This is a genomic window from Halobacillus litoralis, assembly GCF_020524025.1.
GTDB lineage: Bacteria > Bacillota > Bacilli > Bacillales > Halobacillaceae > Halobacillus > Halobacillus litoralis_D.
In genome coordinates, this window is record NZ_JAIVKN010000003.1 from 69459 (window position 1) to 91889 (window position 22431).

At 41.6% G+C, this 22431-nt stretch carries 23 protein-coding genes and 1 riboswitch; of the genes, 4 read left to right on the forward strand and 19 right to left on the reverse strand.

The window, feature by feature from the left end:
• Positions 1-57: 57 nt before the first annotated feature.
• The 3 genes from LC036_RS11925 to LC036_RS11935 all read right to left on the reverse strand — a co-directional run bounded on the left by LC036_RS11925 (position 58) and on the right by LC036_RS11935 (position 2336).
• The gene (locus LC036_RS11925; protein ID WP_226582727.1) at positions 58-1035 is read right to left on the reverse strand and encodes a Gfo/Idh/MocA family protein; all 978 of its coding nucleotides are present in this window, start codon (positions 1033-1035) and stop codon (positions 58-60) included.
• Positions 1036-1059: 24 nt separating this feature from the next.
• A complete protein-coding gene (locus LC036_RS11930; RefSeq protein ID WP_226582730.1) occupies positions 1060-1551 on the reverse strand; it encodes a GyrI-like domain-containing protein in 492 nt (163 codons plus the stop codon).
• A gap of 548 nt (positions 1552-2099) precedes the next feature.
• Positions 2100-2336 (reverse strand): F0F1 ATP synthase subunit C, encoded by a 237-nt coding sequence (locus LC036_RS11935; RefSeq protein WP_226582733.1) that lies wholly within the window; start codon positions 2334-2336, stop codon positions 2100-2102.
• Positions 2337-2733: 397 nt separating this feature from the next.
• Positions 2734-2835, forward strand: a riboswitch (purine riboswitch).
• A 129-nt stretch (positions 2836-2964) separates the two neighbouring features.
• Between LC036_RS11935 and LC036_RS11940 the strand changes: the two genes are divergently transcribed.
• Positions 2965-3552 carry a xanthine phosphoribosyltransferase gene (locus LC036_RS11940; RefSeq protein WP_226582736.1) on the forward strand — a complete coding sequence of 196 codons (588 nt, stop codon included), beginning with the start codon at positions 2965-2967 and terminating at the stop codon, positions 3550-3552.
• Entirely contained in the window at positions 3549-4841 is a 1293-nt protein-coding gene (locus LC036_RS11945) for a nucleobase:cation symporter-2 family protein (protein ID WP_226582739.1), read from the forward strand. The genes LC036_RS11940 and LC036_RS11945 overlap by 4 nt, the downstream gene beginning before the upstream one ends.
• A gap of 271 nt (positions 4842-5112) precedes the next feature.
• Here the strand turns inward: LC036_RS11945 and LC036_RS11950 are convergent, their stop codons facing one another.
• The 4 genes from LC036_RS11950 to LC036_RS11965 form a co-directional block, all read right to left on the reverse strand.
• Complete coding sequence (locus tag LC036_RS11950; RefSeq protein WP_226582742.1) at positions 5113-5844, reverse strand: P-II family nitrogen regulator; 732 nt, start codon at positions 5842-5844, stop codon at positions 5113-5115.
• On the reverse strand, positions 5798-6568 hold the full coding sequence (locus tag LC036_RS11955; protein WP_226582745.1) for a DUF1538 domain-containing protein: 771 nt from the start codon (positions 6566-6568) through the stop codon (positions 5798-5800). Before LC036_RS11955 ends, LC036_RS11950 begins: the two co-directional genes overlap by 47 nt.
• A complete protein-coding gene (locus tag LC036_RS11960; protein WP_226582746.1) occupies positions 6565-7257 on the reverse strand; it encodes a DUF1538 domain-containing protein in 693 nt (230 codons plus the stop codon). The genes LC036_RS11955 and LC036_RS11960 overlap by 4 nt, the downstream gene beginning before the upstream one ends.
• A gap of 159 nt (positions 7258-7416) precedes the next feature.
• Positions 7417-8388: a metallophosphoesterase gene (locus LC036_RS11965; protein WP_226582748.1), complete on the reverse strand. Its 972-nt coding sequence runs from the start codon at positions 8386-8388 to the stop codon at positions 7417-7419.
• 735 nt (positions 8389-9123) lie between these two features.
• Here LC036_RS11965 and LC036_RS11970 point away from each other — a divergent pair.
• Positions 9124-10095: an LLM class flavin-dependent oxidoreductase gene (locus LC036_RS11970; RefSeq protein WP_226583896.1), complete on the forward strand. Its 972-nt coding sequence runs from the start codon at positions 9124-9126 to the stop codon at positions 10093-10095.
• Between the two features lie 541 nt (positions 10096-10636).
• On the forward strand, positions 10637-10759 hold the full coding sequence (locus tag LC036_RS18505; protein WP_264188309.1) for a hypothetical protein: 123 nt from the start codon (positions 10637-10639) through the stop codon (positions 10757-10759).
• Between the two features lie 71 nt (positions 10760-10830).
• On the opposite strand, the gene LC036_RS11975 is transcribed toward LC036_RS18505, so the two are convergent.
• The 12 genes from LC036_RS11975 to LC036_RS12030 form a co-directional block, all read right to left on the reverse strand.
• Positions 10831-11574 carry an SDR family oxidoreductase gene (locus LC036_RS11975; protein WP_226582750.1) on the reverse strand — a complete coding sequence of 248 codons (744 nt, stop codon included), beginning with the start codon at positions 11572-11574 and terminating at the stop codon, positions 10831-10833.
• Positions 11575-11767: 193 nt separating this feature from the next.
• Positions 11768-12760, reverse strand: coding sequence for a bile acid:sodium symporter family protein (locus tag LC036_RS11980; RefSeq protein ID WP_226582752.1), 993 nt, complete (start codon positions 12758-12760; stop codon positions 11768-11770).
• Positions 12747-14150, reverse strand: coding sequence for an FAD-binding oxidoreductase (locus LC036_RS11985; protein ID WP_226582754.1), 1404 nt, complete (start codon positions 14148-14150; stop codon positions 12747-12749). Before LC036_RS11985 ends, LC036_RS11980 begins: the two co-directional genes overlap by 14 nt.
• 196 nt (positions 14151-14346) lie before the next feature.
• Positions 14347-15069, reverse strand: coding sequence for an exonuclease domain-containing protein (locus LC036_RS11990; protein WP_226582756.1), 723 nt, complete (start codon positions 15067-15069; stop codon positions 14347-14349).
• The gene (locus LC036_RS11995) at positions 15066-16034 is read right to left on the reverse strand and encodes a DUF294 nucleotidyltransferase-like domain-containing protein (RefSeq protein WP_226582758.1); all 969 of its coding nucleotides are present in this window, start codon (positions 16032-16034) and stop codon (positions 15066-15068) included. The genes LC036_RS11990 and LC036_RS11995 overlap by 4 nt, the downstream gene beginning before the upstream one ends.
• A 14-nt stretch (positions 16035-16048) precedes the next feature.
• Entirely contained in the window at positions 16049-17320 is a 1272-nt protein-coding gene (locus LC036_RS12000; protein WP_226582760.1) for an ammonium transporter, read from the reverse strand.
• Positions 17321-17487: 167 nt separating this feature from the next.
• Positions 17488-18237, reverse strand: a complete 750-nt coding sequence (locus tag LC036_RS12005) for a polysaccharide deacetylase family protein (protein WP_226582763.1) — start codon at positions 18235-18237, stop codon at positions 17488-17490.
• A gap of 231 nt (positions 18238-18468) precedes the next feature.
• Entirely contained in the window at positions 18469-18765 is a 297-nt protein-coding gene (locus LC036_RS12010; RefSeq protein WP_226582766.1) for a hypothetical protein, read from the reverse strand.
• 104 nt (positions 18766-18869) lie between these two features.
• Positions 18870-19244, reverse strand: coding sequence for a rhodanese-like domain-containing protein (locus LC036_RS12015; protein ID WP_226582769.1), 375 nt, complete (start codon positions 19242-19244; stop codon positions 18870-18872).
• Positions 19245-19338: 94 nt separating this feature from the next.
• Entirely contained in the window at positions 19339-20913 is a 1575-nt protein-coding gene (locus LC036_RS12020; RefSeq protein WP_226582772.1) for a long-chain-fatty-acid--CoA ligase, read from the reverse strand.
• Between the two features lie 90 nt (positions 20914-21003).
• On the reverse strand, positions 21004-21639 hold the full coding sequence (locus LC036_RS12025; protein ID WP_226582775.1) for a putative glycolipid-binding domain-containing protein: 636 nt from the start codon (positions 21637-21639) through the stop codon (positions 21004-21006).
• A complete protein-coding gene (locus tag LC036_RS12030; protein WP_226582778.1) occupies positions 21639-22127 on the reverse strand; it encodes a GNAT family N-acetyltransferase in 489 nt (162 codons plus the stop codon). Before LC036_RS12030 ends, LC036_RS12025 begins: the two co-directional genes overlap by 1 nt.
• Positions 22128-22431 lie beyond the last annotated feature (304 nt).

Genomic DNA, 22431 nt, shown 5'->3' on the forward strand with positions numbered 1-22431 from the left:
GTTTGTATATACAAACGAGGCTTTACATTTTCACCTTTATTCATATGTTCATTACCATCATTGATAATAATCTTTCACGAATTCTTCCATCACCCAATTTGTACGTAAAGCAGTTTCTCCTGTACTCGGAGATGTTCCTTCCCCAAGCAGCTGTTTGACGATGGATTCAATCAAGTAGTACTGAATATGCTTGGGATGGTCAATCATAAACGACTGTTCAGACGTTTCTTTTATCAGCTTAACCGGTTGATGATCGAACGTTGAGAACTGTATTTCCCCTTTCGTCCCCACAATCCGGTTCATGTCTTCATTTTTGTAAGAAGAGTAATTCCATAAACCAGTTCCAACTACTCCGCTGTCAAACTCCCACGTCCCACTTACAGTGTCTTCTGCTGGATAATCAGCAGAAAGGTTGGTCGCCTTTCCTTTCACAGATTTAACCGGCCCAAGTAAATAATCCAACAGGTCTAATGTATGGGCACCTACATCATAGAATAACCCGCCCCCGCTTACTTCTGGAAGCACCCTCCAAGGCCATTGTCCATCATCGTTTTTCTCTACTTGTTTTTGCGTCTGTTGACTAGAAGTAAACCTTACCTCTCCTATTTCTCCAGCTTCCAGAAGTTCCTTCACTTTTTGGAAACGCGGCAGGGTACGACGGTAATAAGCCGTGAATAAAGGGACGTTGTGTCTGAAACATGCTTCTACCATCTGTCTGCATTCTTCTGTATCCATAGCCATGGGCTTTTCGACATATACAGGCTTGCCCGCTTCAGCAGCCATTAAGGTGTAAGCTTTATGAGAAGATGGGGGTGTTGCGATATATACAGCATCCACTTCTTCATCATGAATGAGATCATCCGCTTTGTCATACCACTTTGGCACTCCATGCCGTTCGGCATAATCTTTGGCTTTTTCTCCATTTCGTCTCATAACCGCAGTAAGTGCACTGTTTTCAACGAGCTGAAAAGCAGGTCCGCTTTTCACTTCCGTTACATCTCCACATCCAATAATTCCCCAGCGAATCGTATTCATCACTCATTCCTCCTCAGTATCTCTTTACTTTCCTACTGATTTTCTTATTGGAATCCATATTTCTTCGACAGCATCTGGATCATCAGGACGATACTCTTCTGTTAAACGCTCAAAGTGCTCTCTTTCCTCCAATTCATAACAAGATGAAGGAAGCCATAATTCAAATATGTATTGCAGCGTTTTATGAAATGTGCGCGCAGGGCCACGATGAAGGAAGACAGCATACCATCCCCCCTGTAAATCATAACGTTCCAACTCACTTGTTGCTTTAGTATAGTCCGAGACTTCTACAGCGGCCCATTTTTGAAAAGTTGTACGGGTGTTAAAATTATCTGGACCATAGCCTCTGTCAAAGATTTTCATATTGTATAGACGATGATCAACGCGATTGCTAATATTCTTTTGAAGAGGCATAAAGCTCTGCCATAACTCAGTCGTTGTATCCACCTCTAAAGACATCTGTTTTGATTTTCCAACCAGTTTCTTTCTGTCGATCTTAATTATTTCCGGTTCCAAGACACTCTCTCCTATAACCATTTCGTAGTCCACCTCCTTCTATGACTGATCTGAAATGCGCGTGCGCTGCAGCGAAGATATTAAGGACTATATTAAAGATTTCCTTTACCGTATCTCCTGGTTTGACTTATAAGGAATCGTCTCATACTTTATGAAGGATTGCATCTAAATGATATTCTCTATCCAGACTTGTATTTGCAACCTTCTATATCCACGATAGGATAACCCTCTTTTTCTTATCTTAATAAAATAAAAGTATAATAATTTAAATTATAAACCCCTTTTTCAACAATATGTAATAATTATTGCTGCTCTTCCATTTTCCATCATCGTATTATTAGTGGGGCTGTCTTTTTTTCCGTACAGCGAATGAAGAAGTGTAGAAGCATAAATTATTCAGCAGGCCGTCGTTCAGAAATAACAAGAAAGCTTAAACAATCCCTGCAGTCAACGGATTGCGGGGATTGTTACTATCTTCCATAAGACCGGTAATTCAGAGAAACCCCGATAGAGTGTCTTTCTTCTATCTACTTCTTACGTTAACAGATTCACCTTTCCCCTTTATAAAGAATTAAAAGAGAGATACTAGTAAGAATGAACGCTAAAATAAGCTCGGGTATGACAACGTAGCGAAGCATAAAGTCTGAAATCTTGCCCGCAGCCTCAGGCTGTCTGGCAATTCCCTCAACTGCAAGACTACCAGCTGCGCCAATTCCATACCCAATTCCCCCAAAACCAATTAGAGCAAATGCTGCAGCAAAAAAACGTGTAAACAAACGTCCCATGCTTGTTCACCTCCCATGCGCTTATAAAACTACCCTATTCCAGCAACTACTATTGGTATAGACACATGATTGGTATGAAGAAGAAAATGGTACAGAAGAATTATGGATCCACCCTCTTCCCTTCTACACTCTGTATCTATAAGCGGTTGACAGGCTGAGACTTTAGTAAGTTTTCGTTTTTGTGAAATTATTATAGTTGTTATTTGACCGCTGTTCGTTTGGTCAGTTACTTACAAATGAAAAAATATAAATGCCCATTAGTATAAGACCAGAAACTTTCTGTAATAAATTCCATTCACTCCGGTTGTATCCATTCATCAGGAGAAGTTCATGGATAGATTAAAAAATGTGAAATTTTCTCATCTGTCTATTTTTACGAATAATTATATGTTATGATACCAATAACATTCGGATATTTCATATAATAGCAGGGATATGGCCTGCGAGTTTCTACCGGTTTACCGTAAATGAACCGACTATGAAAAGCACTTTAATGATCAAGAGTACCCTCGTGGTACGTCTTTTCATTCCTTTTGCTATTTTTTGCGCAAAAAGGCTGGCTTCCTCATAGTGGGGAATTGCCAATCTTTTTGCGCTTTTTTATTTATTTTGAAAGGTGGTTAGGAGTATGGAATTACTTGAAAGGAAGATCATTGAGGAGGGTCATGTATTGTCAGAGTCCGTTCTGAAAGTAGACTCTTTTCTCAATCATCAAATCGACCCTGAGTTAATGAAACAGATTGGAGACGAATTCGCCGGACGTTTCGCTGACAAAGGTATTACAAAGGTTTTAACACTGGAATCATCTGGGATTGCTCCTGCTCAGATGACCGCTTTGACTCTTCGTGTTCCTGCTGTTTTTGCAAGAAAAAGAAAATCCCTGACCTTAAATCAGCATCTTTTCACTGCAGAAGTTCATTCGTTTACGAAAGATACCACCAATGAAATATCTGTATCAAAAGACTATTTAACGGCACAGGACAGGGTCTTGATTCTGGATGACTTTCTAGCCAATGGACAGGCTGCCCAGGGCCTGATGAATCTTGTTGAACAATCGGGCGCTTCTCTTGCAGGTATTGCTATCGTCATTGAAAAAGGCTTTCAGGAAGGTGGCAGATATTTAAGAGAACAGGGGGTTCATGTAGAATCTCTCGCTACCATTGAATCATTAAAAGAGAGAAAAGTTACGTTCCAAAGAGAGGAGAAATTTCTATGAAAACCACCACTTTAGCCGTTCAACATTTACTGGCTATGTATGCAGGTGCTATTCTCGTTCCCCTAATTGTCGGGGAGGCTCTCGGTTTATCTTCAGAACAGCTCACCTATCTTGTGGCTGTCGATATTCTCATGTGCGGGGTGGCGACAATTTTACAAGTCGTCCGAAACCGTTTCTTCGGCATAGGTCTACCCGTTGTCCTCGGGTGTACGTTTACCGCTGTTGGACCGATGATTGCCATTGGAGGACAATATGGCGTAAATGCCATTTATGGTTCCATCCTCGTATCAGGTCTATTTGTGTTTGCCATCAGTCGCTATTTTGGAAAACTGGTCCGTTTTTTTCCTCCGATCGTCACAGGAACCGTTGTAACCGTTATCGGGATTACGCTGGTTCCGGTTGCGATTTATAATATGGGAGGCGGGCAGGGAGCCAGTGATTTTGGTTCCACAATAAACCTTTCCTTATCATTTGGTACACTCTTATTTATCGTTTTGATGTACCGGTTTACACAAGGGTTTATCCGCTCTATTGCTATCTTAGTCGGGATTGCTGCAGGGACACTCTCTGCTTCCTTTATGGGATTGGTAGATGTCACAGCCGTGACAGAGGCCTCATACTTTCATATGATACAACCCTTATATTTTGGCCCCCCTTCTTTCCACTGGCCGGCCATCTTAACGATGATTCTTGTGGCTATGGTTTCCCTTGTAGAGTCAACCGGGGTTTATTTTGCGCTCAGTGATATGACAGAAGAAAAATTAGAGCAAAAAGATCTTTCAAATGGCTACAGAGCTGAGGGAATTGCCATCCTTCTAGGAGGAGTTCTTAATGCTTTTCCTTACACAGCGTTTTCACAAAATGTAGGCCTTATGCACATGACAGGTGTGAAATCCAGGAAGGTCATCCTTGTCATGGGGGGGATGTTAATCACTCTAGGCTTCATTCCGAAAATTGCAGCACTTACTACGATTATTCCTACACCTGTTTTAGGGGGAGCCATGATTGCTATGTTCGGAATGGTTATATCACAGGGCATAAAAATGTTAAGCGGAGTTATTACAGAATCGGTGGAAAACTCAATGATTGCTGCCTGCTCTATAGGTATGGGACTTGGTGTAACAGTCGTTCCTGAGCTATTTGCCCGCCTGCCGCAAGGCCTTCAAATCTTAACAAGCAACGGGATTGTCGCCGGCAGTATTACTGCGATCGGCTTACATATCCTGTTCCATATGATCCCGGCACCTGCTAAAAAGAAAGCTGCCGTATTATGGCAGAAAGGAGCTTAGTTATCTCCTTTCTCATTTAATTTAATCAAAAGGTGGCAGGAATATATCCTGCCACCTTTTTAACTTCAGGTATTTAAATCAATCATTATAGTGGATGAGAATAATTTAGAATACTTACCTCCGTTGTTTTCATTGAGATTAAAAGAGAGTATAAGGGTATCCATCCGTAAGAGCAGATGGAGGCCCTTTTTGCTTAGTTACCGAAATTAAAACATTTGTATGAAGATTTATATAAAGTATCTAGAAGAATATAAAAGAATAAAAAATGGAATTATTCCTTCATATCATCACTCATATGCTTATTTAAAAGGTGGTTGATTCCTACAGTCCTTTCTACATCAAGAACAAAGGCAATCCCTTTTCCCGGTTGATTCAGCCCGGCTTTCTTTTCAATTGCACTTAACACATCATCACTTTTTTCTTTTACAATGAGCGTCAGTACGACTTCTTTTTCAGGTTCAATTAAAATATTAAACAATTTCGCCTTTTCGTGAATACCGGTCCCTCGTCCCGTAATAATGGTCCCTCCTTCAGCTCCAGCACTCTTAGAAGCATCGACCACCTTATCAGAATCTCCTTTATTTACAATGGTAACAATTAAATCGTACGTCCGTCTCACGTCTGCCATCCTGTCTACCCCATCCTCCCTATCCTTATATTCTGCATCCAAACCCAGACCAAGCATATGATTCACTCCACTAATTCGCTTTGTATCAATCACAAATCCAATTCCATGCTGCGGCTTATTTAATTGCACAGATTGAATAATAGCTTCCATCACGTTCGAATAGATCGACTCAGACACAAGGGTCAGGATCACTTCTCTTTCCCTTACAACAGGGATCCCTAGAAACCGGGATTTCTCATTGATTCGGAACCCCTTCCCGAAGAAGGTCGTCCCTCCCTGGGCACCTGCCAGGGTCGAAGCATGAACGACTTTCTTGGCCTTTTCCTTTTTAACGATCGTTACGATAAGCTTTTGTCCGTGATGCTTCTTTTTCATACTGTCCGCGCTCCTTTCTCCGGTAAATCACACCCAGTGTTAATACAGATAGAATCGGAGCCAGCGCTACAAGTGAGACCATCCCAAAACCATCAAGAAGAGGGTCCCGACCTTCCGTTACAGAAGCGATTCCCACAAACAGGGAAAGAATGAAGGTCGCCGTCATAGGACCTGTGGCTACACCTCCGGAATCAAACGCGATGGATGTGAAAGTTTTTGTCGAGTATTTGACGATCACCAGGGCAAGGATGTACCCAGGAACAATAAAATACCAGATTGGAATACCAATTAAAATGCGCACCATAGAAAGGGCGACGGAAATGCCAACTCCAACAGACAAAGTATAAAGAAGGATTTTTTGAGGGATATAGCCGCCAGACACCTTTTCAACCTGGTGGGTAAGAACGCTTACCGCAGGCTCTGCATAGATTGCAACGAATCCAAGAACAAAACCAATTGGAACGAGCACCCATGTATGATCTATTGCCCCCAGCCTTTCCCCCATCAATGCACCCATTGGGAGAAATCCAATATGAACGCCTTGAAGAAATAAAGCAAGACCGAGAAAAGTCAGTAAAAAACCTGTAAGGATATCGAATAGCTTTCTAAGAGGAAGTTTCAAAAATACAAATTGAAAGATCAGAAAAAGGAAGAAAAGCGGAATTAAAGCGATGGCCACATCTAAAATAATATGGCCGAATCCATCAAAAATCAGGAGGTTCATCCGTAAATCACTCCTAGGAAAAGAACGGATAAAACAGGACCTATGGAAGCAAGAGCAACGAGTCCGAACCCGTCACCAGAAGAAGATTTCCCACGCATGACAGTCGCAACTCCAACCCCCAAAGATAAAATAAACGGCACAGTCAGAGGCCCTGTCGTCACACCACCTGCATCAAAGGAAATCGGAACAAAATGGGAAGGGGTGAAAGCGGCTAATAAAAACACAAGTCCGTAACCGCCTGCAAGAAGATGGGTGATACTGATGCTGAAAATAATCCTAAGCAGAGCTATGGCTACAAACAAAGCAACCCCGACCGCTACTGCAAGCACGAGTACATCCCTTGGGATACGCCCTCCTGATACTTGATCCACCTGCGAAGAAAGCACACGCACATCAGGCTCTGCAATGGTCACTACTAATCCGAGAAGAAAACCAAAAAACACAATCAGCCACACTTTTTTCGTCTTCGATAAAGCAGAACCGATCATTTCACCTACGGGAAGCATCCCTATGCTGACGCCTAACAAGAACAAAATAAGCCCTGCGCCGACCATGGCTGCTCCAACCAGAAACTGAATAAATAACTCCATAGGAAGCCAGATTATGGTGAATTGTAAGAGGGTAATTAGAATGGTAATGGGAAGAATGGAAAGGATAACTTCTACAATTGTCTCTCGGATATTGTCCATCTAAAACCTCCTTCAATATTGAACGGATTGTCAGATGACAAAAGAGTAATTGGATTAAATAAGAAGGAAACTTTTGAGGGTTCATAGATGAGGATCTATTTCCATTATATCATGGAGGCTGGACAAACATGAGCAAAAACACAAAAGCGCCCTCCCCCACTATTGAGGGAGAGTTATGGCACCGTTGTACCTTCCTTTAAATTCAATTACTTTTGTAAATTCATGAAGGTTACCTTTCAGGTATTCATCCAAATAAGGAGAATATGTGGTATGAGTCAAGGTGTTATTATTTAAATCAAACTCAATAACCCGTAAAAAACCACTCCCTCCTTTTTTCTCACTTTGATAATCAACTAAATACTGATAGACATCAAGTCCATCATCATTTGTCCTGGTCCGATTGGAGGCACCACTATAGTGTCCATTAGCTGTCAGGAAGATTTGACTATTTTTAGAAACGAATTCATCATATACAAATTGCGGCGCGTTCCCCTTCGTCTTTCTTACATAAGGTTTAGATGATAAATCACCTTTTGAGTTCATTAACAAATGGGTAATAAGTATAGTCGGCTTATCTTTATGGTCATCAAGCACTCTTTGCGCCCATGCAAGGTCTTCCCCTGGTGCGTCAATGTTTAAAAATAAAACCAAGTACTCCTTGTCTTCCGCAAAAAATGTATAGTAAGAATTCAATTCGTTATCTGAGTGCCCTGCATAACCGGGATTATCCTGCGTCCTTTTTTTTCCGAAATACTTACGGTAATTTTTTGTTTTCCCGCCCATATCATGATTTCCCATCGTTATACCATAAGGCACATCAGCTTCATCCAGAATGCGCATAGCTTTATCTGCATTTTCCCATTGATGTTTTTCGTTTTTATCGACAATGTCTCCAAGATGCATGACAAAACGTATATCTTCCTCTTCGAATTTATCTGCCAGCCACTTGGTCTGAGCTTCATATATTTCCGGATATTCATCAGAATATACTTGTGTATCAGGCAGCAGGACGATTTTGAACTTTCCATCTCCATTCAAGCCTGCCTCTTCACTGCTTACAGTAACAGCTAAGGCAGTAAACAAAGTGATCAGTAAAATACCTCCCGCAAATATAAACTTGACTCTCCCCATCTTTTTACCTCCTCCTTGTATATTCAAGCTTGATGGCAGAGACAAGAAAGGTTTGTCTACGGATCTTTATTGTGCCCTTATAAAGGAGGAGGTATGTTCCGCAGTAAACGGTTTAAGTATGTTGATTCTTCCTGTAAAGATAAATAATGGTGGCAGGTATTATAGCGGAAAATAAAATAGACACAACCAATCCATATTTAACTTGTCATCCTGTCCAGTTTTCAATAGGTCAGGAATAGAAAGTACTGGTTTCGTTTCTCATCCACTTTGTTCTACAAATGTATAAGCAAACATGTACAGTTTTTTTTTTAAGGCCCTTCTTCTTCCATAACAGCGATCTCATCTTTCACGGCTGCTCCTTTTATTTTGTAATAAGGACTCCCCTTTTGATACTGAGTGAAGAATCCTCCTTTGTACTGGATCATATCTTAAGCCATCTCCCCGCTTTCTTCATCAGCCTCGTCTACAAAACGATCTCTCACATTGTCAATGTACCCTTCATAAACAATAAATGGATACTAACATGACGCAGCGTTTTTAAAGGAAGATGGTCAAAATGGGAACAGTAATAAAAAAGCACCAAGCCACTCCGCCATTATACATTGGACGTTTGAACTTTCATGTTTCATAAACAGATTATTTTGAGTCTCGAAATACAATTGATAAAATAATGATGTGATTTTCTATAGAAAGAAGGATTTGACTTTGACTACTAAAACATTTCACGATACAAAAATGTCCGCTTTAGATTTAGCACCCGTCGTTGAAGGCGGTACTCCTGCTGATTCATTTAAAAACGCCGTTGACCTTGCCCGGCATTTAGAAAAATGGGGGTTTAACAGATATTGGATGGCAGAACACCACAATATGCCGTTCATCGCAAGTTCCGCGACTTCCATTGCCATAAGCCACGTTCTTCATCACACAGATTCTATCCGTGTAGGCTCAGGTGGTGTAATGCTCCCAAACCACGCGCCGTTAATTATAGCTGAACAGTTCGGAACGCTTGAAACACTTTTCCCCGGCCGTGTAGATCTTGGTTTAGGACGTGCACCTGGAACCGATCAAATGACAGCCCGCGCCCTTAGAAGAAACTTAGACAGTGACCCTAATGAATTTCCTCAACAGTTAGATGAATTACGCTCTTATTTTGCTGGGGAAAACAGGATTCATGCTGTTCCGGGCGAGGGTTTGGATGTTCCAATCTGGCTGCTTGGTTCCAGTGGTTTCAGCGCTCAACTCGCCGGACAGCTCGGACTGCCTTTTTCATTTGCAAGTCACTTTTCACCCAATAATACACAGGGAGCTTTAAAGCTTTATCGAGAAAGTTTCCGTCCATCTGAAGTTCTTGACGAACCTTATGTGATGGTCGGAGTCAATGTAGTGGCCGCAGATACAGATGAAGAAGCCGAACGGCTGGCAACCTCTTTGCAGCAGCAATTTTTGAACCTTGTACGTAATACAAACATGCTTCTTCAGCCTCCTGTGGATAATATGGAAGAAATTTGGACACCACAGGAAAAACTTGCGCTTATGCAGCAGCTGGGCTCCTCCATTATCGGGAGTAAAGAAACAGTTAAAGAAAAACTGCAAAATTTCCAGTCCGAAACGAACGCTGACGAAATGATGATTATTTCCCAAATTTACGATCATGATGCTAGACTGAGGTCCTATGAAATCGTATCAGAAATTATGAGTGAATCATAAAAGAAGAGCATCTCTATAGGGATGCTCTTCTTTTTTGAATATGGAAAGGATAAAAAGAGAAGTTAAAAAACGAGGACAGCCAAGAAACAGCTCTGAGGTCTTGGCTAAATAAATTCGTTCTTATTATTAGTGAACCACTTAAGTTACATCCAGGATAAAGCGGATAAGTCTGCCCACCCCCTTTATTATTAGGGCTGCAAGTCGTATTGGAAGGATTAAAAGTTCTGGAACCCAAAATAAAATATCTAATACAAAACTAAACCAACCGGAATGAGTCTTCCCTGCTGCTCCTCTTCTGCCTCAACCATTTTTTTTTCTTCTGATACCGTTTCTTCATCCCATCACTTCTCCCTTATTACTTACTTTACGATCAAAAGAAGTTCTGGTTTCATTTCCCCTTATGATTTCCATGAGTACTTTACAGGTCAGCAGATAGGGCTGATGTTTTTCACCATACATAATTTCCCTTGGGTAACAGCTCATACGCTATGCAGACTAAGGTAAAAGGAGAGTGAATCCATTGGGAAAAAGAACTTCACAAATGAATGCAGCAAAAAACAATAACAAAACACCTAAAGAGAGTCTGCCAATTGAGGAAGAAATCGGCCACCGCACAAATAGAAATCGACCAAAGGCCGGGCCAGGTGCGGGAGCAGAAAAATAAGTATGAAAACAGAAAAATCCTGAGAGACGGATTACGCCGTCTTCTCAGGATTTCTTCTTCTATCTAATCCATTACATTGATTGATTTGTAGGTCTTACAACAATCTCATTAATGGCTACTTCCCCTGGCTCTTCCAAGGCATAGCGGATGGTTCTCGCAATACTATCTGGTTTAATAGCTTCTTCATAAAGGTCCTCAACTCCACCTTTAACATCTTCATCTGTGATTGTCGATGTTAATTCCGTTGATACAGCACCAGGAGAGATAATGGTTGCTCTTATTTTACTTTCTGCAGATTCTTCCATTCTAAGACCATCTGTAATCGCTCTTACAGCAAACTTCGTTCCACTGTATACGGCACTTCCTGGGAAAACCACATGACCAGCAACAGATGAAACATTAATAATATGGCCCTGTTTTCTTTCGCGCATATGAGGAAGCACGGCTGATATACCATAAAGAACCCCTTTAATATTTACATCAATCATTTGATCCCATTCTTTTACTTTCTGTTTATTTAAGTAGGAAAGAGGCATTAAGCCGGCATTATTAACAATGGCATCGATTTGACCGAATTCTTCTATTGCGAACTCAGCAAGATGCTCCATTTCTTCATATGAAGTGACATCTGTCGTTTTATAAACAGCCTGTCCACCACCTTGGTTTACTTGATCCGCCAGATCTTTAAGGCGTTCTTCCCGACGTGCGGCTAATACAAGTTTCGCGCCTTTTGAAGATAGTTCTTTTGCTGTTTCTTCCCCTATTCCACTTGATGCCCCTGTAATAATAACGACTTGATCTTGTAAGTTAGACATTTGTAATCCTCCTAATTATCATGCTCATTCGTATTTACCACAGGAGCATCAGCCCAAAACTAATCGATGTTCTTTGAATGTTCCCTTAACCTGTTTCTTGATGGACTTTTGAAATGAGATCATCCACTGGTTTTGTTCAAAATAAAAACCGACAGGGGTAAAAACGCCTGCCGGTTTTTCAACACTTATTTAGTCAATTTCCCGTATTTCTTAAAGGGCTGTCAAAGTTACGAGTGCCGCCATATGCCACTTTATCCTTCTCTACCGGGGTCTTCGACCATATTGTAGCAAGAATCGGTCCTGAGATGTTATGCCAGACAGCTGCAATCACATTCGGCAAAGCTGCTAATGGACCGAAATGAGCCGTCGCTAACGCTACACCAAGTCCTGAGTTCTGCATTCCAACCTCAATTGAGATCGCACGTCGTTTACTTTCATCTAAGCGCATCAATTTAGCCGCACCATAACCCAGGGCTAATCCAATTAGATTGTGAAGCATGACCGCTGAAAATACGAGAACACCTGAAGTCATAATACTCTCTACATTTGCAGCTACAACAGCACAAACAATAACAATAATGGCCAATACAGAAACCAAAGGTACAACAGTTGCACTCTTATCAACCATATTTGGTAATAACTTCCTGATTATAATCCCTAATGCAATCGGTACAACAATAACCTGAACGATCGAGATAAACATAGACACCGGGTCTACCGGCAGCCATTGTCCAGCTAATGCAAGAAGTATTAAGGGTGTTAGAACAGGAGCAAGCATAGTGGATAAAGACGTCATTGCTACGGAAAGCGCCAGGTTTCCCTTGGCTAAATACACCATGACATTAGATGATGTACCCCCGGGAACAGATCCTAAAAGCACAAGTCCTGCTGCCAGTTCAGCGGGTAAATTCAGTACATAAGCAATTAAAAAAGCGGCCAGAGGCATAAATACAAATTGAGAAGCTGTACCAATGATTACCGGTACAGGTCTCTTCAGCACCAGCTTAAAGTCAACCGGCTTCAAAGTCAGTCCCATGCCAAACATGACGACTCCAAGTAATATCGTAATATAAGCTCCTAACCCTAAAAAAGAAGAAGGAAAGAAAAAAGCAATTAAAGCTGCTGCAACCACCCATAACGCAAAATATTTCCCTGCTAATTGACTAACTGATTCAAGTATTCTCATTTTCCTGCCTCCTCTTGTGAACTAATTTATCCGGGTTCATAATTCCTTTAGGATCAAGGGAATCTTTAATAGACTCCATAACATGAAGAGCATCCCCATGTTCTTTTTCCATGTATTTCATTTTACCTAGACCTACACCATGTTCCCCTGTACAAGTTCCTCCACGACTCAGAGCATCTTCAACAATCGCTTCATTGAAACGTTCAGCTCTTTTCATTTCTTCCGAATCGTTCGCATCGACCATCAGCAGAGCATGATAGTTCCCATCGCCTACATGACCAAGAATTCCCGCTTCAAAACCAAGTGTCTCAATGTTTTCTCTTCCATATTTAATTGCTCCAGCAAGCTCTGACAACGGGACACAGACATCGGTAACCATCAAACTCCTGCCAGGATTACCGTGGATATAGGCGTACGCTAAATTGTGGCGGGCTTCCCACAGTTTATTCCGGCCTGCGGAATCCCCTTCAAACTGAATTCCTTCACAATCATGATCAGCTACAATGTCTTTCGCAAAGTCGACATCCTGGTTTAGTCCAGCTTCGTTCCCATGAAACTCTAAAAATAAAGTAGGTTTTTCCTTGTAATCCGTTCCATTAAAGCTATTGACCTGCCTGATTGACGATTCATCCACCAACTCCACACGTGCAATCGGAATTCCCGCCTGCAGAATAGAGACGACAGCTTCTACCGCATGGTCTACACTTGGAAAAGAAGCTCTTCCGGCTACGATCTGTTCTGGTATCCCATAAACCCGCAGAGTAAGCTCCGTTATACACCCCAATGTCCCTTCTGATCCAACATATAGGCTATTTAAATGAAGGCCGGAAGACGATTTTCTTGCTAAATTTCCGGTATGTATAACTTTTCCATCAGGTGAAACAACTTCAAGACTTTGTACTTGATCTCGCATGACTCCATATTTCACAGAAGTGGTTCCACTTGCATTCGTGGCCGCCATCCCTCCAAGAGTCGCATCAGCACCTGGATCTACAGAAAAGAAAAGTCCATGTTTTTTCAATTTTTCATTCAACTGCGAACGAGTTACTCCAGGCTGAACTCGAACGAGAAAATCTTTTTCCCGTACTTCTAATACTTGATTCATAGAAGAAAAATCTATCGTGAGTCCTTGATTATAAGGAATCGCATGCCCTTCCAAACTTGATCCAAGACCAAACGGCGTAACCGCCGTATGGTGGGCGTCGGCTATTTTAATGATCGCTTGCACTTCTTCCGTACTTTCAGGAAATACAACGACATCAGGGCGGCTCGCCTTGTGATAAGATTCATCCTTACTATGATGGTCTAGAATTGTCTCATTCGTTGAGACTTGATCCTCTCTTAAAAGGTTTCTCAGTTCATAAAGAAACGAATTGCTGCTTGTTTTCATTTGTAAACCTCCCCCGTCATACTTTTGAACTGTTTCATCACATTATACTTAATCGTCAGAAAATAACAATAACTTTTACTTTTTATCATTTTTTTCTATGGTTCAGCAGCAAAAAGAGACTCATTTCTATATCCTGACCACCTGAATTCCCCATCCACACAAAAAACACCGCCCTCCCAACAGGAGAGCGGCAGACTTACTTTAACGTCGCTAAATGTGTGTAAACATCTTTTAAATTATGATAATTTTTCTCTTGGATCTCTCGAATACTTTCCACCCACAACTTTGCCGTAGCCACAGCATCATGCAGAGCATGGTGCCGCTGATCAATTTGTATTCCATATTGCTCACAACACTCATCAAGAGATATTAAACGGTCATCAGGATAGTTAATTGTAGTTAAGAAAGAAGTATCCACAATCCTATGCTGGAACTTCTGTTTTAACGCAAGCCACGTTGCATGGTTCATAAACTGCTTTTCATGACTGGCATGGTGGGCAACAAGCACATCTGCTTTAATGAACGCAAAGAAGTCTTTTAATGCATCACGAAGAGAAGGAGCATCTGCCAGCATTTCCTCTGTAATACCTGTTAAATTAACAATCTCCTCAGAAAGCGGGGTTTCATTTTTTACGAGAGAATAAAAAGTCTCCGCCTCCTTAATCTCCGTCCCTGCAACCTTAACAGCACCAATGGATATAATCTCATCCCCTTTATAGGGGTAAAATCCGGTCGTCTCCAAATCAAAAATCACTACTTGTAAAGCATCAAAGGGAATATCTAATACATTTTGATCCTTCATTTGCCGCTCCAAGTCCCTCACATAAGCTACATTGGAGGGATTATTCTGATTTAAAGAAGAAAAACCATTTCCAATTCTCCCAGATAAGTCCTTTACAAATTGTACGAATGGATTCATATCAGTCCCTCTTCTTTAAATATAGACTTGGCTTTTGAAAATAACTTATGTCCCTGTTTAATCAAGTATTTCAATTCCTGCTTTTCTTCTTTTGTTAATTGATCGACAGTTATTAAATGAACTTGATCATAGCTGACAGCATGCTTTCTTAAAGAAAGACGCATCTCCAATAGACGAAGGAAATCTTGTTGGTAAGGTTTCAAAGATGGATAATGCACCAGCAGCTTTTCAAACCTTCTATTTGTCGAAGGTTCTTGAATCTGCTTTTTTAACGCCAGCATTCGAACAGCATTGATATAAGGGAAATACACGGTCTGTTTTAAGTTGAGACTTCCCCTTTTATCTCCTTTATACTCAGGTAGGAGTTGACCAAAAACTCCAATCCCTTTTTTAATAAAGTTCACATTCTCGATCATCCTGCTATACAGCTCCGGATGATTATCAAGATTCGAAAACACATGTTTCTTAATGCTTGATAAGTCAAAGGCATCTCCTATTAACACCCTTGAATCAAAGAAAATTGTAAAGTTGCGAAGTGCCTGCCAGCTTGCTGTGTTCAACCATTCCAGTATCTGTGTCTGGAAGGTTTCTACAGGCTGACACCATAAAGGATTGGAAGCCATCACATTCCCCTCACACTTTTGGTAGCCTACAACGTCAAGTCCGTCACGAATTTCTTCTCCAAGTCTCAAAAAATAGTCCTGGTCATTCAGCGGGCCGTCGAAGAGGATTCCATGATCCTGATCACTCCAGACAGATTGTTCAAAACGACCGGCACTTCCCATTAGAAAAAAAGCAAAAGGAGCAGGCGGCGGCCCTAGCTCACGTTCTACTTTTTCTTCTGCCAACCTAACCGTTTGATAAATCAACTGATCATGAAATGAATTTAATTGGAAGTGATCATCAGCAACGGAATCGATCGTTTCCTCCCGCCAATTTTTCAACTCTTCATAGGCTTTAAACATAAATCCCTGTTTCCTTACCCATGTTTACGTCCTGAAGCAGCATCCGGAGGTGTTAAGTTTTCAGGATAGCCATATCCTCCATGTTCACTCAAATCAAGACCCATAATTTCCTCTTCTTCTGTTACGCGCAGACCGCCCATGACCTTATCCATTACTTTCAGGATGAGGTAAGATACAATGAATGCATAAAGGCCGCAGCTGACAACACCAAGAATTTGAACACCCAGCTGCTCAAATCCACCGCCGTACAATAAACCCGGACGACCGACTGTAGCTAGTTCAGGTGTGGCAAAAATACCATTAGATAACGTACCCCAGACCCCGACGGTTCCGTGTACGGATAACGCAAAGATTGGGTCATCAATTCTCTTTTTATCAAAGAATCTCATACTAAAGAACACAAAGGCTCCACCCACTAATCCAATAACAACCGCTGCCCATGGCTCAACAAAGGCACATGAAGCTGTTATTGCTACAAGCCCGGCCAGCGCCCCGTTCAAAGTTGTTGGTACATCCGCTTTTCCTGTAACTGCCCATACCATCAACATAGCACCAACAGCACCGGCTCCTGCTGCCAATTGTGTATTTAACGCAACGTAACCAAAGAAAGCATCTGCTACACCAAATGTACTACCGGCATTAAAACCAAACCAGCCAACCCATAATAGTAAGACTCCCAGAGCTGTAAACACTTGGTTATGTCCTGCAATCTCATTTGAAGATCCATCTTTATTGTACTTTCCGATTCGAGGCTTCAATATCATAGTAGCAGCAAGAGCAGCCATGGCTCCTGTCAGGTGAACGACTGTAGATCCGGCAAAGTCCTGCTTTCCATGTTCAGCCAGCCAGCCGCCTCCCCAAATCCAGTGAGCAATAACCGGGTAAATTAGAACAGAAAATAAAATAGCAAAGACAACATAAGCCACCAGCTTCGCTCGTTCAGCAAAACCACCAAAAGCAATAGTCATCGCAATGGCAGCGAATGCAAGTTGAAAGAGAAAGTCCACCGATCCAGCCAAACCTTCTCCCATTGTAGTTGCATCACCATAGAAGAAGTTGGACAAGCCAATTATTGCGTTTCCTTCTCCATAAATCAGACCGTATCCAACAGCCCAGAATACGAGAGATACAATACCCACAGTAAAGACGGTTTTACCAGCGATGTGGCCCGCGTTCTTCATTCTCGTCGATCCAGCTTCTAAGAGAATAAATCCCCCCTGCATCAGTAAAACCAGGATCGTACAGACAATGATCCATAAGTTATTCATTAAAAAAGTCGCTTCCATTTTCAATTCCCCTCCATGTTAGATTATATAACATAATATGTTATATAATACTGTACCAAAGTCTGAATGTTAACACAATCAATATGTCAGGATTCTTTACACTTCTATTTATTTTAAAGATCACCATGCAAAAAACCCCTTTATAAAAGGGGCGGCATAAAATAAATTCATTCTCCAAATCCATTCAGAATTCTATAATTGACGTGCTTTTGAATGAGCTCTGAAACTGTCACGAACTGATAGCCTTCTTCAATTAATTCAGGCAGAATCTGCTTTAAAGCTTTCACTGTCTGGGAACGGTTTCCCCCAAAGTCATGAAATAGGATGATATCTCCGTTTTTCGCATTACTCAGGACGGTATTTACAATTTTAGGTACTCCCGGACTCTGCCAGTCTTTTGTATCTTGGTGCCATGACCACATCACTACCATATATCCTTCCTCGTTTGCTGTATCAACAATAATATCGTTGTAAACACCTCCTGGAGGTCGAAAAAGCTTCGGAGGAACTCCTGTAATATCTTCAATCACTTCTGAGGTAAAATCGATCTCTTTAATGATCTCCTCTTTCGTAATTCCAGTAAAGTTTGGATGGTGAAACGTATGATTGGCGAGCTCATGTCCAGATTCAACCATGGCCCGGATAAGTTCAGGATTCTGTTGGACACGTGTACCTACTACAAAAAAGGTGGCCCTCGCATCATATTCTTCTAATATCTTAAGGATCTCCGGGGTATACTTTATACTCGGACCATCATCAAAAGTAATGGCCATGTATTTCGAATGAGTAGGGACATCCCAAATCGCCTTCCCTTTTTCCTCATAAAAATGCCTGGGGTGGTTCATTGCATGCGTACAGGACGGGAATAACAGAAACAGGATAAGGACAAAAACCGAATAAGAACAGACTCTCCTCAAAAAGAAGCACCCTCTCACGTTTTCCTTTAGTTTGCAGAGTGTATACGCGTCTTATACGTTTTCTACGCTCTCTCTTTTATCCATTGACCCTTTCATATCTCTTCACATATCTTTCTAATCCTGCACACCTGGTTTCGACACTTTGTAAGAGAGGGCTGCCTGTAAAGAACTATAACCGTGTAACAGATTTTAACCATTAAAAAAGCCAGGCACTGAAACCAAGCCTGACTTTCATAATTTTTTTATTGGTTTTAAGATGGTACGCTGGAGTGGAACTCCCCCCATGGGTACATTTCGTTCAATAAATACATAAAGCCTCCCATCAATTAGAAACTTATAATCTCCCTGATAGCTGACTTCATGCCCTTCTTCAATAAGCTTCTTCTTAACTGCCTGTATATATTCACTGTGATTCATATAACGTTCATCCAAGTCAATCTGCATATGGCCTTTCCGATAGCCCATCAGCCAGTTAAATAAGAAAAATAATCCGGCAGCCATACCAACAATACCTAAAAATGTCCACATACGGACCTCTCCTTTCCAGCTTCTCTTATACCTATACGAAACAGAAAAGCGTAAGTTTCAACAAAAGAGAATAAAGAAAAAGCCGGTTCTTAAAGAACCGGCTTTTATTTATCTGCTATACACGGGACACAAGGGCACTCTTCACTGCCTTCAGTGAGTGTATAGCCAACCACTTCGTATCCTTTTCTTCTTAGAAACCTGGCTGCTAAATTTCTTTCTGTTGAGTCTGAACAAATTAGAACGATCGGCTGATCCGGAATTTCATAAACATATCGCTTCAAGTATGAAAGAGGAAGACAGTAAGCACGATCATAACCATCCTGGCAAGATAATTGATAATCCCGGGTGTCTACTACAGCCATGTGCTGCTGTACCTCTCCATTGGTTAGATCCATGCATTTTACGTGTGGAACAGGAAAAGAACGATAGAAGAAAAACAGAACAATAAAACCAGCCAACGTTACGCCTAAAATCCACATACATGAACCTCCTCGTTATAATCTCTCTTCATTTTATACCCCTCGAGGTATTGTGTCAACAGCCTCTGTCCAGACAAATGAAGACAACAAGAAATTAATTTATCATACGGCTGTGATTTTTCCAAAACTCTTTACGTATTAACACTTTCTGTATCTTACCTGATGCTGTCTTTGGCAGCTCTTTCATAAAAGAGACACTCTTAGGGGCTTTAAAGTGAGCGAGTTTTTCCCTGCAGAACAGTATGACTTCTTCTGCAGATAACGTTTCTCCATCCCTCGGCACTACTACCGCATGGGGTACTTCCCCCCATTTCTCATGAGGAACAGCGACAACAGCCGCTTCAAGGATAGAAGGATGTTCATATAGTGTCCCTTCCACTTCAATGGAAGAGATATTTTCTCCCCCACTGATAATCACATCTTTTTTCCTGTCTACAATTTCGATATTTCCTTCCTCATCCACAACCGCCATATCACCTGTATAAAGCCAGCCATCACGAACAGCTTCACTTGTCGCCTTTTCATTCTTGTAGTACCCTTCCATAACGTTGTTTGAGCGTGTAACAATTTCTCCTATAGACGCCCCGTCATATGGAACAGGATCACCAAATTCATCAATAACTTTCACGCGGCTTCCAATCATACTGTATCCCGCTTTGGCTTTCAAACGATAGCGTTCTTCAGCAGGGCGGTCGATGTCCATGGAACGCAGTTCTGACGTTGTAATTAAAGGAGAGATTTCAGTCATTCCATACACTTGAACAAACTTCCATTTCAGCACTTCTTCCACTTTCCTGACAAATGCGGGCGGAGGAGCTGAACCAGCGATGACGACACGTACATCGTGTCCAATCACCGGCGCATTCACTTCAAAAGCTTCAATCACCATATTCAATACCGTCGGGGCCATATGTAATACAGATACCTTGTGTTTCTGCACTTTGTCGAGAATTAAATCGGGATCCGTTTCTCTCAGCATGACTTGAGTGGCTCCGTTTGCCGTATAATAAAATGGTGATCCCCACCCATTAACATGAAACATAGGCAGAACGTGAAGAAGTGTGTCCTGATCGGATACTTTAAGATGGTGCATGGACGACAGCGCATGTAGATAGTTGGAACGATGGGACAACAATACCCCCTTCGGATCCCCTGTTGTGCCGCTTGTATACAAAAGGGATGCGATATCCGTTTCTTCTACTTTTGAACGTTCGAATGGAAGAGAAGAAAAGTTGTTTAACCACGCTTCATACCCTCCTTCCGATGGGTCCCCGTGGACAATGATATGATCAAGAGAAGGAACATCCCTCACAATATCTTCCACCTGTGGGTAAAGGGTGTAATCAACAAACAGCACCTTACTCTCACTATGCTCCAGTATAAAGTGATAATCAGAAGGCTTAAGTCTTGTGTTCAGCGGTGTCATAACAGCCCCGATCTGAAATACACCATAAAAACCTTCGAGCATCTCTGTCGTATTTGGAGCTAGATAAGCAACTTTATCCCCTTTTTTCACACCCAATGATTCAAGGCCGCGGGATAACTGGTTGACTCTGTCATTTAGTTCACGATACGTCAACGTATGATGGTCATCAATGACAGCTGTTTTCCCCCCATATAACTCGACAGCTCGATCCAGGAATTCTGTTAACACTAAAGGGACATGCATTAACAACTCTCTCCTTTCTTTTTAAGAACACTAAAAAAACGGAGCAGATCATGCCTCTTTCCTTTAATTCACATCACCCGCTCCAAATATTTAGTAAATCGCACTACTTACTTTCGGTTTCATGGTAATCAGCGGTGGCTGCTTTTCAACTACTACGTCTGACTCTGATTTGTGCTCAGCTATACGATAAAAAGCCCCGGGATATTCAACAACCCAGCCTTCTTCATCGACAACAAGAGCGGTCTCATAGTCTCTGCACTTGTACTGAAAAATTCGCTGACCGTCTGTATCTCCAAGGTACGTGTAAACTTGCAAAAGAGGGAGAACCTCTTTGCGAAGAGGGTTCACATAAACCATTTTAAATGTGCGGCGCTGGCCGATCGTCCATGATACGCGGTTGATTGGCAGCGTATTGGTAAAAGGAGTAATGGTTAAATCGATATTGGTCGCGCCATCCAGATTTTCATCGTATTCTCCATCCACCCACCACTTATCCTGCTCTTCAGCCTGCACAACAAAGGGCCTTGTTTCTCCATCCTCATAGATTTTCACCTTCTTTGTTTTCCAATCCAATCCAAGCTTCAGATCATAGATAATATGACGGGGTACATCATCGTTGACCAATAAAACCGTCCCCCGGACTTCCATATGGGTGGCAAACTTTTTTAACGTTACGTGTTCTGCGCCTGACGACTCTATATGGTTCCAAATCACTCGCTGCTCCATTATTTGTTTCCTCCTTTTTTATGCGGGCTATAGCCTCGCATTCTAATGACTTTCCCATGAAGCTCAGGACCAATTTCAGTCATGCCGTTTTTCTCATAGAAACGCAGCGCCCTCCCATTTCCAGGGGCTACCCGTAAATGATATTCATTGATTTGATGTGCATGGAAAAATTGCATAGCATACGATTGTAATGCTTTACTGTATCCCTTTCCCCTCGACTTAGGTGTAAGGTAGAAAAGGTGAACATAACCAATCCTTCGATTTTTAAACATTTGCACTGACAATTCAAGCTGACCGATAACCTCGCGACCCTCCTCAGCTAAAACGAACCCTTCAGGAAACTTTCGGATCTTTTCCTTGACGTATGTCTCGTACTTCCTTTCATGAAAACCAACCAAATTACCAAAACTAACCATAAAGGCATCCTTACGAAACTCTATCAAATTTTTTCGATCCTTTTCCAAGTCAATTGTCCGAAATGTAATCATACCGATCCCCCATTCCCAGAACACCAATACTGTATTTCCAGCAGTAAGAACAGGGATAATTGCTTTCCAAGGTGATGAACCATATATTACACAATTTAAACTTCCCCTGAACTTTTGGTGTCCCTGAAACGTTCACCACCTCCACCTTCTTTGGTAAACAAGAATGAAACGAAAGCTTGCAGAATCACATTTCAGCCATTCGCCCAAGAAAGAATATGTCCCACAAAAAGGCAGCGTTTTCATTTATTCGCTGTGCTCTTTTAGATATTTAATATGTCTACAGACAGATCCAGGCTCCATAAAT